This window comes from Streptomyces sp. NPDC029152 (assembly GCF_055564355.1).
Genome location: NZ_JBVHWR010000001.1, coordinates 50,818 through 62,902 on the forward strand (window position 1 = coordinate 50,818; position 12,085 = coordinate 62,902).

The following is a 12,085-nucleotide window of genomic DNA, read 5'->3' on the forward strand; positions in this document are numbered from 1 at the left end:
TCAGCCTCCGTAGGCGGCGGCCGCGTCCGCCTCCAGCTTCGCCGCGGCGCCCGCGACGTCCTTCGGGTTCTTCAGGAAGTCCTGCAGCGCCTTCCACTCGCCCTTGCCCGGGGTGCCGCCGAAGGCCTGCGGGGCCTGGTCCGACATGTCGAAGCGGAAGTCGTCGCCGGCCGCGATCAGCGCCTCGGCGATCTTCTTCTGCACCTCGTTCGGGTACACCGACGCGTCGAGGCTCTTGTTCGGCGAGAGGAAGCCGCCCAGCTTCGCCTGGACCGCCGCCGCGTCCGGGGAGGCCAGGAAGGTGGCCAGCGCCTGCGCGGCCTTCGAGTCCTTCAGGATCACGGCCGCGTCGCCGCCGGAGACGACCGGCGCGGTGCCGCCGACGGACGGGAAGGGGAAGACCTTGGCGTCCGTGCCCACCTTCGCTTTCGTCTCGCCGATGTTGACCTGCGCGAAGTCGCCCTCGTAGACCATGCCCGCCTTGGGCTGGTCGCCGCCGGTGAAGGTCTGCGTCACCGAGGCCGGGAACTCCGTCTGCAGCGCGCCGGACGCGCCGCCCGCCACGTAGTCCTTCTTGCCCCAGATCTCGGCGAGGGTGGTCAGGGCCTTCTTCACGGACGGGTCGGTCCACTTGATCTCGTGCTTGGCCAGCTGGTCGTACTTCTCCGGGCCGGCCTGCGAGAGGTAGACGTTCTCGAACCAGTCGGTGAGGGTCCAGCCGTCCGCGCCGCCCACGGAGAACGGCGTGACGCCGGAGTCGTAGACCGTCTGCGCGGTGGTGAGGAGTTCGTCCCAGGTCTTGGGCTCGGAGGCGCCCGCGTTCTCGAAGACCTGTGCGTTGTACCAGATCAGGGACTTGTTGGCGGCCTTGTAGTAGACGCCGTACTGCTTGCCGCCGACCTTGCCGATGTCCTGCCAGCCCTGCGAGTAGTTCTTCGTCAGCTCCTTGGTGGCCTCGGGGCCCAGCGGCTTGGCCCAGCCCTTGTCGACCGCCTGCTTGATGGCGCCGGGCTGCGGGAGCATCGCCACGTCCGGCGGGGCGCCGCCCGCGATCTTCGAGCCGAGGAAGTTGATGATCGGGTCCTGGGCCGGCACGAAGGTCACCTTGGCGCCGGTGCGCTTCTCGAACTCGGCGAGGACCTTCTTGAAGTTCTTCTGCTCGGTACCGGTCCAGACGGCGGCGACCTCCAGGCTCTCGCCGTCCAGCTCGGGGAGGACGAGGGCGGCGGGCTTCTCGGTGCCGCCGTCCCCGCCGCTCCTGTCGCCGTCCCCGTTGTCGTCGTCGCCGCCGCACGCGGTGAGCGAGAGCGCGAGTGCCCCCGCGGCCAGGGCGGCGGCCGCCCTGGCGGACCTCTTGACGGTTCCGCGTGTCCGGATGGTGCTGCTCGTGCGCATCACTGCCCCGTTCTTCGTTCCTCGTCGAACGCCTGGCGCTGTCCCGTGCGCTCTGGTGTACGCCAGGGGGATGAGGGCGGCAAGAGCGCACCCGCGCCCAACCCGAAGATCGTGACCGCGTCGTGACTCACCGCCCCGGCCCGCGGGCCCGGCCCGTGCCGCCGGACCGCGCGGCCCGGCCCGAGCGCCGACGCCGGGCGTCAGAGGAGCGACGGCACCTCCGGGGCGGCGACTTCCCGCGCCGCCCGCTCCAACGCACTGGCCAGCAACGCCAGATCCGTGGGCCCGTTCCCCAACTCCCTCACGGGCCGCCGGGCGGGCGGATCACCCATCCGGTGCCACTCCAGCGCCACGACGGTGGGCCGCAGAGTCGCCGTACGGGGGATCCGCCCCGTGACCCGGCCCGCCTGGAACGCCACGCTCCGTCCGTCCGCACCGGCCAACCGCCCCCGTCCCGGCAAGGGTTCGTCCGGTCCCGGCGCCGGCGCGTCGAGCACGACGCGCAGCGCCGCCCGGCGGGCCGGCTCCGTCTGGGCCGTACGGCCCCCCGGTCCGGCGGCCGCCACCAGGTGCACCCCGAGCCGGTCGCCCTCCCGCGCCACCGCCTCCAGCGCCCGCATCACCGACCCCGCCGCGGGCCGCCCCGGCGACCCGAGCGGAGGCGTGACGAGCGCGTCCAGGTCGTCCACGACGACCACCAGCCGGGGCAGCGGCGGCACCGCCCCGGCCCGGCGCCGGGCCGCGCCGGGCCGCAGCCGCAGCGTCGAACTGGGCGGCGAGTCGATGTCCCCCGCGCCCGGCACCGCCCCGGGCCCGCCCGCGGCCGTGCGCTGGCTGACCATCCGCCCCGACACCTCGCGCCCGGTGTGCCACTCGGCGAAGTCGGACCGCCCGAGCAGCTCGGCCCGCCGCTTGAGCTCGGCGCTCAGCGACTGGGCGAACTCCCGCATCCGGACGGGGTCGTCGGCGGTGAGGTGCGTGGTGACGTGCGGTACGTCCGTGCAGACGCGCAGGCCCTCGCCGTGGGCCTTGCCCGCGCCCACGGTGTCCCGGCCGTCCATCAGGACGATGCCGAGCCGGTCGGGGCGTTCGGCGGAGGCGAGCGAGGCGACGACCGCCCGCAGCAGCTCCGTACGGCCGCTGCCGGGCGGGCCCTCGATCAGCAGGTGCGGCCCCTCGGCGGCGAGGTCCACCGCGACCGGGCCGCGCGGTCCGGCACCCAGCACGGCGTGCGCGCGGCCCCCGAGGGCCTCCGCGTCGTCGGCCGCGTCCGCCCAGCGGGCCATCAGGGACGCCGGGGTGGCCCGGGCGAGACCCAGCTCGTCGAGGAGCCGGGCCGCCTGGGGCAGCGGCGCGGACACGCGCGCGTGCCGCTCGCCCGCCCCGCCGTCGGTGCGCAGCGGCGCCAGGGCGCGCGCGAACCGCTCCGACCAGGCGAGGGAGACGGCGTCCACCGTGCCGACGATGCCGTGCCCGACCGGGCCGCCGGGGGACGACCCGCCGCGCGCGACGCGCAGCAGCCGCAGCGTCGTCGCCACGTCACCGCTGAGCAGCGCCACGGCACCGCAGTCGCGGAAGACCGGCGACGCCGCGCAGGCCGCCTCGTAGGTCTGCGTCACCGGAGAGGTCGGGGAGGCGGCGGCCGTCTCGGCGAGGCACACGACGTGGATGCCGGCCCGGGGCCCCTCCAGGGCCAGCCGCGTCATCACCTCGCGCGCGTCGGCGCCGCCGGGGTCGCCGTCCACGACGACCACGGTGTACGGCCCCGCGAAGCCGCCGGCCAGGTCGCTCCCGTCGTCCGCCCGCGCCCAGGAGGGCCGCCGGGCGGTCCCCGCGGCCGCTCCGGACCCCTCCGGCGCGTCCGGTCCGCCGTGTCCGTCCGGGCCGCCGTGCCGCAGGTCCTGGGCGGGAGCCGTCGGCTGGGCCGGGATCGCGCCGGCGGTGGCCGGCGGCCGGGTGCCGTTGCGGGCGTCCGTCAGGTGGTCCTCCAGGCGGCGCAGGAGTTCCTGGGCGCGGGCCGTGGCCTGGTCGCGGTCGTAGGCGAGCAGCAGGCGGCAGTCCTGGCCGTGTCCCGGGCGCACCTGCGGCAGCCAGCCCAGCCACGACCACTCGGCGGTCCGCTCCGCGAGCGGGCGGGAGCGGTCCGCGCTGATCAGGACGATCTCCAGCAGATCGGGGGAGTGCAGCGCGGCGAGCTGGGCCAGCACCGCGCGGGCCAGCCCGGCGAGCCGCGCGCGCGGGCCCGCCAGGCCGAGCGCCCCGGCCTCGCGCAGCCCGACCGTCACCGGGACCGCGGGCAGCGGCGCGTCGGCGCCGGGCGCCATCCGGTCGGCCGTACCGAGCCGCACGGCGAGCGCCTCGGGATGCCCCGGCCCGCGCTCCCACAGCCGCGGCCCCGGTCCCAGCGCCGTCAGCAGCAGCGAGGCGGGGTCCGGCCACGTCTCCGGCACGAGGGAGGCCCCGGCGGCCGGTGTCTCCCGCTCCGGACCGGCGGCCTCCTCGTCGTAGGCGTACGCGTCGGGCCCGACGGCGTCCTGCGCGCCCCCGCGCCCGCCGGCCAGCCGCCGCGCCCACGCGCCGAGCCCTCCGCGCCTGCGCACGCCCTGCGGCACGTCGGTCCCCCGCAGCGGTGTCCCCTTGCGGCCGCCGCCCGCCGTGCCGGACACCTCCGCGTGGCCCCAGCCCGCGGCGGTCGGCCCCGCGGGAGCGCTTCCCGCCCCGGGAGCCCCGGCGCGGGCGACGTCCACCCCGGCCGCCCCGGTCCACGGGCCGGCCGTCCCCGGCAGCGGACGCGGCGCGGTGCCGGGCCGCGCGTCCCCCGGGAGACCGGTGCCGTGGCCCTCGACGCGGGGCGCGGTGCCCCCGCCGGGCACCGGCGCCGGGCCGGCCGGTGCCGCGGCGGTGCCGTACGCCGCCGTGCCGTGGGCGTGGTGCGTGCGCTCGCCGGGGACGTCCGCCCCGTCGCCCGCGCGCCCGTGGGCCGCCCGGTCCCCGGCGTCGGCCGCTGCGCCGGGCACGCGCACGTACCCCTCGCCGTCCGGCGTCGTCGTCACCCGTGTCCCGGCTCCCCGGCCGGCCGGGACCAGCCGCAGCGCCGACTCGCCGATCCGCAGCAGCGCCCCCGGCGCGAAGCGCACCGGACGCTCGCCGACGCGGACGCCGTCCAGGGTGGTGCCGTTGGTCGAGCCGAGGTCGGCGACCGAGACGCGGCCGTCGGCGGCGACGGTCACGGCGCAGTGCATCCGGGAGACGTCCGGGTCGTCGAGCGCGACGTCCGCGTCGGCGGACCGGCCGAGCCGGATCTGGCCCCCGTGCAGCAGGTGGACGCCGCCCGCGTCGGGTCCGGCGACCACGTGCAGCTGGGCCGGGGCGTCGGCGGGCTCGGCGTGCGGGTCGGGCTCGCCCGGGGCGCCCAGGCGGAGCACGGCGCCATCGATCAGCGGGGGCTCGCCCAGGGTGCTGCGCTGGGCGTCGAGCCGCTGCGCGCCGGCGTACAGGACCACCTGGCCGGAGCCCGGTCCGTCGCCGCCGGGGACCGCCGAGGCCAGTGCGGAGGCGACCGTGGCCAGAGCCGTCCCGGCCGGCGCCGTGACCAGCACGTCGCAGCTCGCGGCGTGTGCGCTGTCCCCCGCGGACACGTGCGGGCCCAGCGGATCTACGACGGTCAGCCGGATCTGCATCGCCGTCAGCGGTCCCTTCGCGCGGGCGCCCGCGATCGCTTTGGGACGAAGACCTCTCTGCGCGGTCCCCCACCGCGGACTTCCCCCACCGCCACACGAGCACGTCGGCCAGTACTGGAGGCATCCTCGCACCTGCCGCCGACAACGTGCCCGTCCGCCGCCATCGAATGATCTTGATTGGTCGGCTCTGCCCGCAAAAGTGCCTGACGGATGGCCTGCCGCTGATCGGGGAGCGACCGCTTGAGATCGGTCACGTCCGGGCCCGGCAACCAAAGGGACCAGGTCACGCGTCCTTCCTTCGCACACGCGCCGGAAGCGGAACGCGGGAGGTTCCGGCGGACCGACGGGAACCCCGGGAACCCCGGGAACCAGGGGAACCACAGGAAGACGACAGCCCGGGCCGCGCACCGCGGCACTACAGTGGGCCGGAACAGCCAGCAAGCAAACAGGGAGCGCATGACGTGCGGCCGGTAGGCAGCAAGTACCTCCTCGAGGAGCCCCTCGGTCGCGGTGCCACGGGCACCGTCTGGCGAGCCCGCCAGAGGGAGACCGCGGGCGCCGAGGCGGCCGTGGCCGGACAGCCCGGCGAGACCGTCGCGATCAAGGTCCTCAAGGAGGAGCTCGCGAGCGACGCCGACATCGTGATGCGCTTCCTGCGGGAGCGCTCCGTCCTGCTCCGGCTGACCCACCCCAACATCGTCCGGGTCCGCGACCTGGTCGTCGAGGGCGAGCTGCTCGCGCTGGTCATGGACCTCGTCGACGGCCCCGACCTGCACCGCTACCTGCGCGAGAACGGGCCGTTCACGCCCGTCGCCGCCGCGCTGCTCACCGCGCAGATCGCCGACGCGCTCGCCGCCAGCCACGCCGACGGCGTCGTCCACCGCGACCTGAAGCCGGCCAACGTCCTGCTGAAGCAGACCGGCGGCGAGATGCACCCGATGCTCACCGACTTCGGCATCGCCCGCCTGGCGGACTCGCCCGGCCTCACCCGCACCCACGAGTTCGTCGGCACGCCCGCGTACGTCGCCCCGGAGTCCGCCGAGGGCCGCCCGCAGACCTCCGCCGTCGACGTCTACGGCGCCGGCATCCTGCTGTACGAGCTGGTCACCGGCCGCCCGCCGTTCTCCGGGAACTCCGCCCTCGAGGTGCTGCACCAGCACCTGAGCGCCGAGCCGCGCCGTCCCTCCACCGTCCCCGACCCGCTGTGGACGGTCATCGAGCGCTGCCTGCGCAAGAACCCCGACGAGCGCCCGAGCGCCGAGAACCTCGCCCGCGGCCTGCGGGTCGTCGCCGAGGGCATCGGCGTGCACGCGGGCAGCGCCCAGATCGCCGCCGCCGAGAACGTCGGCGCGCTCCTCGCCCCCGACCCGACCCCCGCGCAGGTGCCCGGCACCCCCGGCGCCGCCGACCCGACGCAGGTCCTGCCGCAGAACCCGAACGGCGCCTACGACCCGAACGGCGCGACCAGCGTCCTGCCGCACACCGGCGGCCCCGCGGGCGCCGCCGACCCCACCGCCGTACTGCCGAGCCGCGGCGCGGCCGACCCGACCGCCGTCATGCCGCCGGTGCCTCCGGGACAGCCGGGACAGCCGGGAGGAGCGCAGGGCGGGCAGGCCGGCGGGCCCGAGGACCCGCACCCGTGGCAGAACCAGCTGCGCGCCGCCCGCGACCGCAACGAGCAGACGCAGGTGCAGTACCTCGACCCGAACGAGGACCCGCTGCGCCGCCGCCCCCAGCGCCAGGTCGCCCGCCCGCAGCAGCAGCCGCGCCCCCAGCAGCACCAGCCCCAGCAGCCGCCGCAGGGCTACGGCTACCCGCAGCAGCCCCAGCCGCAGCGGTACGCCACTCCCCAGCCCCAGCAGCCCCAGCCGCAGCGCTACGCCCCGCCGCCCGCGCCCGAGCCCCGGCCGCCCCGGCGCGAGCCCCGGCCGCCGCGGCAGCGCAGCGCCAACCCGATGCGCATCCCCGGGCTCGGCTGCCTCAAGGGATGCCTGGTCACCCTCGTCATCCTGTTCGTGGCCGGCTGGCTGATCTGGGAGCTGAGCCCGCTCCAGGAGTGGATCGGCACCGGCAAGAACTACTGGGAGCAGCTCAGCGACTGGTTCGGCACCGTGACCGGCTGGATCGGGGACCTGGGCGGTTCGGACGCGGGCTCGGGCGGCAACTGATCCCCGGGCGGGCCGCGCGGCCCCGACTCTGGGGATTTGTCGACAACCGGCGGGTGATTTCCGCCTCCGCTGTGAGGGCCGGCTCTGCGGACGCGTAGTTTTGTGCGCAACACGCGTCGGTAGGAGCAGTCTTGGCACGGAAGATCGGCAGCCGGTACACCGCCCACCAGATCCTCGGGCGGGGCAGCGCCGGCACGGTGTGGCTGGGTGAGGGGCCCGAGGGCCCCGTCGCGATCAAGCTGCTGCGCGAGGACCTGGCCTCCGACCAGGAACTCGTCTCGCGCTTCGTCCAGGAGCGCACCGCCCTGCTCGGCCTGGAGCACCCGCACGTCGTCTCCGTGCGCGACCTGGTGGTCGACGGCAACGACCTCGCGCTGGTCATGGACCTGGTCCGCGGCACGGATCTGCGCACCCGCCTCGACCGGGAGCGGCGCCTGGCACCCGCGGCCGCCGTGGCCGTCGTCGCCGACGTCGCCGACGGCCTGGCCGCCGCGCACGCCGCCGGGGTCGTGCACCGCGACGTCAAGCCGGAGAACGTGCTGCTGGACATGCAGGGCCCGCTCGGCCCCGGCGGCGCGCACCCCGCGCTGCTGACCGACTTCGGTGTGGCCAAGCTCATCGACACCCCCCGGCGCACCCGCGCCACGAAGATCATCGGCACCCCCGACTACCTGGCCCCGGAGATCGTCGAGGGCCTGCCGCCGCGGGCCTCGGTCGACATCTACGCCCTGGCCACGGTCCTGTACGAGCTGCTCGCCGGGTTCACGCCCTTCGGCGGCGGCCACCCCGGCGCGGTCCTGCGCCGGCACGTCACCGAGACCGTCGTCCCGCTCCCCGGCATCCCCGACGAGCTGTGGCAGCTGCTCGTGCAGTGCCTGGCCAAGGCGCCGGCCTCCCGGCTGCGCGCCTCCGAGCTGGGCGCCCGGCTGCGCGAGCTGCTGCCGATGCTGGCCGGGATGGCGCCCCTGGACGTGGACGAGCCCGACGCGGACGAGGCGGACGCGCCCGAGGAGGACCCCGCGTCGCCCGCGCCCGCCGGGCAGCCGGTCCGGCGCCGGGGAGCGGTGCCGCTGGTGCCGGGCGCGAAGCCGGCCGACTCCAACCGGGACACGCACACCTCCATGCGCGTACCGGCCCCCGACGAGCTGGCTGGCGGCGCCCGCGGCACCGCCCGCGCCCCGCGCGCGGCCGGCGCCCCCCGCCCCGGCTCGGCCCGCAACCGCGCCGCCGCGCGGCGCCGCCGGCTCGCGCTGGGGGCGGGCACGGTCGCCCTGGTCGCGGCGGTCGGCGTCGGCGCCTGGCTGGCCACGAGCGGTGACGAGGGCGAGGCGGGCCCCCAGGACACGCGGAACTCGGCACCGGCCTCTCCGTGAGCCCGGGCACGCCGCCGGCGCCGCCGCCCGCCACGGTCCGGCGTGGACCGCCGGGCGGAGCCGTTACGCTGGATGCGTGGCAGTCGTCGATGTATCCGAAGAGCTGAAGTCCCTCTCCTCGACCATGGAGTCGATCGAGGCCGTCCTGGACCTCGACAAGCTGAGGGCAGACATCGCCGTGCTCGAGGAGCAGGCGGCCGCGCCCTCCCTCTGGGACGACCCGGAGGCGGCGCAGAAGATCACCAGCAAGCTCTCGCACCTCCAGGCCGAGGTGCGGAAGGCCGAGGCCCTGCGCGGCCGGATCGACGATCTCGCCGTGCTCTTCGAGATGGCCGAGGAGGAGGACGACCCCGACACCCGCGCGGAGGCCGAGTCCGAGCTCACGGCCGTGAAGAAGGCGCTGGACGAGATGGAGGTCCGCACGCTGCTCTCGGGCGAGTACGACGCGCGCGAGGCGCTCGTCAACATCCGCGCCGAGGCCGGTGGCGTGGACGCCGCCGACTTCGCGGAGAAGCTCCAGCGCATGTACCTGCGCTGGGCCGAGCAGCACGGCTACAAGACCGAGGTCTACGAGACGTCGTACGCCGAGGAGGCCGGCATCAAGTCGACCACCTTCGCCGTGCAGGTGCCGTACGCCTACGGCACCCTCTCCGTCGAGCAGGGCACGCACCGCCTGGTGCGCATCTCGCCCTTCGACAACCAGGGGCGCCGCCAGACCTCCTTCGCGGGCGTCGAGGTCCTCCCTGTGGTCGAGCAGACCGACCACATCGACATCGACGAGTCCGAGCTGCGGGTGGACGTCTACCGGTCCTCCGGCCCCGGCGGCCAGGGCGTCAACACCACCGACTCGGCGGTGCGCCTGACCCACATCCCCACCGGCATCGTCGTCTCCTGCCAGAACGAGCGCTCCCAGATCCAGAACAAGGCCACGGCGATGAACGTCCTCCAGGCCAAGCTGCTGGAGCGGCGCCGCCAGGAGGAGCAGGCCAAGATGGACGCCCTCAAGGGCGACGGCGGCAACTCCTGGGGCAACCAGATGCGTTCGTACGTGCTGCACCCCTACCAGATGGTCAAGGACCTGCGCACCGAGCACGAAGTGGGCAACCCCGAGTCGGTGTTCAACGGCGAGATCGACGGCTTCCTGGAGGCCGGAATTCGCTGGCGCAAGCAGCGGGAGAAGTGACGCACGGCGCCGACGCCGCTTTGTCGACAAGGCAACTGCCGCCTCACGGGCGGCGGTTGCCTTTTCTTCGTCGGCGATGTCCGGGTTTTACATCACACTCACACCCTTTGTGTCCGGCATACGCTCCTTACCGGGACATCGCGTACGCAATGACCTTGACGAGGCTTTGAACATTCGTAAGGGTGAGGCGCGGCATGCGTATTTCTGGGGCGCATGTGAACCGGGGGACTTTTCTGTGTGACAGCCACCCCCGTCGATCACGGCCTCGAACGCAGCCTCACTGACGATTCAGCTACTGGGGGTAGCACACTCATGACGAAGAAGACGCGGATCCGCGTCGCACGCATAGCCGCCGGCGCCGTTGTCGCTGCGGGTGCATCTCTGATGGTGACGGGCGTCGCCCAGGCCGACGACGGCCCTCTGTGCGACATCGTCGTCACTCCGGACTGCGAGGACGACGGCGAGAACCCGGGCGGCGAGAACCCCGGTGGGGAGAACCCGGGCGGCGAGAATCCGGGCGGGGAGAACCCCGGTGGGGAGAATCCGGGCGGGGAGAACCCCGGTGGGGAGAACCCGGGCGGGGAGAACCCCGGTGGGGAGAACCCCGGTGGGGAGAACCCGGGCGGCGAGAATCCGGGCGGGGAGAACCCCGGTGGGGAGAACCCGGGCGGGGAGAACCCCGGTGGCGAGAACCCCGGCGGTGGTAACCCCGGTGGTGGGAACCCTGACGATTCGGGCACCCCGTCCACCGACCCCACTGAGGCTCCCGGCGGCGGCAACGGCGGCGGCAGCGGCGGCGGCGACGGTGGCAGCAACACCAAGCCCGACGGCGGCTCCAACACCGCCGTCCAGGAGCAGGGCTCCTCGGCCCTGACCGACACCGGTGAGGCGGCCCCGGCCTCCGACACCTCTGCCCAGGGCAGCGGCAAGGAGCTCGCCGAGACCGGTGCGGCGGAGACCACGTTCCTGCTGATCGGCGCCGCCACGATGATCGCCGGCGGCATCGGCTTCCGCATCCTGCCGCGCATGATGGGCGGCCGCGCCGCCGCCTGACGGTAGCCGAGCGCCCACGCGCAGCGCACACAGGGGCCCGGAGCGCAACCGCTCCGGGCCCCTGTCACGTCTTCGCCGGGCGCTACACCGTCTGGTGGGCCAGCAGCGCCACCGCCGCGACCAGGACCGCCAGCAGGGCGATCAGCGCCATCGGGTTCAGCCCCGAGAGGAAGCTCTCCTGCTGCAGCCGCTCGCGGTTCGCCCGGCACACCGGGCACCGGCCCTCGCTCACGGGCGCCGCGCAGTTCGCGCACACCAACCGGTCGTACGTCATGCGCCTCGCCCTCCTTGCAACCGGTTCACTCACACAACGCCCACGGCACCGTGAACGTTCCCCTTCCACTGTGCCAGGTTCCGGGAGCCCCCGCGCGCGGTCCCGGCGGGGCTGTGGCCGGGACAAAAAGTGCAACTACCGCGCAACCCCGACCGGTGACTGCGGGCGGCTCCCCGGTTCGCGTATGGTCACGCTCATCTACCCCCGGCGACCCGTGGTGCATCCGTGATCCGATTCGACAACGTGTCCAAGGTCTACCCCAAACAGAACCACCCAGCCCTCAGGGACGTCTCCCTGGAGATCGAGAAGGGCGAGTTCGTCTTCCTCGTGGGGTCCTCCGGCTCCGGAAAGTCCACCTTCCTGCGGCTGATCCTCCGCGAGGAGCGGTGCAGCCACGGACAGGTGCACGTCCTGGGCAAGGACCTCGCCCGCCTCTCCAACTGGAAGGTGCCGCAGATGCGGCGCCAGCTGGGGACGGTGTTCCAGGACTTCCGCCTGCTGCCGAACAAGACGGTCGCCGAGAACGTCGCCTTCGCGCAGGAGGTCATCGGCAAGTCCCGCGGCGAGATCCGCAAGTCCGTGCCCCAGGTGCTCGACCTCGTCGGCCTCGGCGGCAAGGAGGACCGCAGGCCGGGCGAGCTGTCCGGCGGTGAGCAGCAGCGCGTCGCCATCGCGCGCGCCTTCGTCAACCGGCCCAAGCTGCTGATCGCCGACGAGCCCACCGGCAACCTCGACCCGCAGACCTCCGTCGGCATCATGAAGCTGCTCGACCGCATCAACCGGACGGGCACCACCGTGATCATGGCCACGCACGACCAGAACATCGTGGACCAGATGCGCAAGCGCGTCATCGAGCTGGAGAAGGGGCGCCTCGTCCGCGACCAGGCGCGCGGCGTCTACGGCTACCAGCACTGAGACCGCAGACCGCACCGGCTTCCACGGAAAGGCTCAACCACCCG

General features: G+C 74.7%; 8 protein-coding genes. 5 read left to right on the forward strand and 3 right to left on the reverse strand.

The window, feature by feature from the left end; translation table 11 throughout:
• Together ACZ4V6_RS00185 and ACZ4V6_RS00190 are read right to left on the reverse strand one after the other, a co-directional pair.
• Window positions 1-1,395 (reverse strand): ABC transporter substrate-binding protein, encoded by a 1,395-nt coding sequence (locus ACZ4V6_RS00185; RefSeq protein ID WP_467821494.1) that lies wholly within the window; start codon window positions 1,393-1,395, stop codon window positions 1-3.
• Window positions 1,396-1,595: 200 nt separating this feature from the next.
• Window positions 1,596-5,075 (reverse strand): FHA domain-containing protein, encoded by a 3,480-nt coding sequence (locus ACZ4V6_RS00190; RefSeq protein WP_467821495.1) that lies wholly within the window; start codon window positions 5,073-5,075, stop codon window positions 1,596-1,598.
• Window positions 5,076-5,536: 461 nt separating this feature from the next.
• Here ACZ4V6_RS00190 and ACZ4V6_RS00195 point away from each other — a divergent pair, with 461 nt between their 5' ends.
• The 4 genes from ACZ4V6_RS00195 to ACZ4V6_RS00210 all read left to right on the forward strand — a co-directional run bounded on the left by ACZ4V6_RS00195 (window position 5,537) and on the right by ACZ4V6_RS00210 (window position 10,852).
• A complete protein-coding gene (locus ACZ4V6_RS00195) occupies window positions 5,537-7,243 on the forward strand; it encodes a serine/threonine-protein kinase (RefSeq protein ID WP_467821496.1) in 1,707 nt (568 codons plus the stop codon).
• 131 nt (window positions 7,244-7,374) lie between these two features.
• Window positions 7,375-8,616 carry a serine/threonine-protein kinase gene (locus ACZ4V6_RS00200; protein ID WP_467821497.1) on the forward strand — a complete coding sequence of 414 codons (1,242 nt, stop codon included), beginning with the start codon at window positions 7,375-7,377 and terminating at the stop codon, window positions 8,614-8,616.
• Window positions 8,617-8,692: 76 nt separating this feature from the next.
• Complete coding sequence (prfB, locus tag ACZ4V6_RS00205; protein ID WP_467821498.1) at window positions 8,693-9,799, forward strand: peptide chain release factor 2; 1,107 nt, start codon at window positions 8,693-8,695, stop codon at window positions 9,797-9,799.
• A gap of 312 nt (window positions 9,800-10,111) precedes the next feature.
• Window positions 10,112-10,852 carry an LPXTG cell wall anchor domain-containing protein gene (locus ACZ4V6_RS00210; RefSeq protein ID WP_467821499.1) on the forward strand — a complete coding sequence of 247 codons (741 nt, stop codon included), beginning with the start codon at window positions 10,112-10,114 and terminating at the stop codon, window positions 10,850-10,852.
• Between the two features lie 82 nt (window positions 10,853-10,934).
• Here ACZ4V6_RS00210 and ACZ4V6_RS00215 read toward each other — a convergent pair whose 3' ends face one another.
• Window positions 10,935-11,126: a hypothetical protein gene (locus ACZ4V6_RS00215; RefSeq protein WP_467821500.1), complete on the reverse strand. Its 192-nt coding sequence runs from the start codon at window positions 11,124-11,126 to the stop codon at window positions 10,935-10,937.
• Window positions 11,127-11,351: 225 nt separating this feature from the next.
• Here ACZ4V6_RS00215 and ftsE point away from each other — a divergent pair, with 225 nt between their 5' ends.
• Window positions 11,352-12,041: a cell division ATP-binding protein FtsE gene (gene ftsE / locus ACZ4V6_RS00220; RefSeq protein ID WP_356556938.1), complete on the forward strand. Its 690-nt coding sequence runs from the start codon at window positions 11,352-11,354 to the stop codon at window positions 12,039-12,041.
• The last annotated feature ends 44 nt before the right edge of the window (window positions 12,042-12,085 follow it).

Coding starts and splice junctions, on each gene's coding strand:
- ACZ4V6_RS00215 (WP_467821500.1), bottom strand. CDS start 11,126: ATGACGTACGACCGGTTGGTGTGCGCGAACTGCGCGGCGCCCGTGAGC.
- ACZ4V6_RS00190 (WP_467821495.1), bottom strand. CDS start 5,075: ATGCAGATCCGGCTGACCGTCGTAGATCCGCTGGGCCCGCACGTGTCC.
- ACZ4V6_RS00185 (WP_467821494.1), bottom strand. CDS start 1,395: ATGCGCACGAGCAGCACCATCCGGACACGCGGAACCGTCAAGAGGTCC.
- ACZ4V6_RS00210 (WP_467821499.1), top strand. CDS start 10,112: ATGACGAAGAAGACGCGGATCCGCGTCGCACGCATAGCCGCCGGCGCC.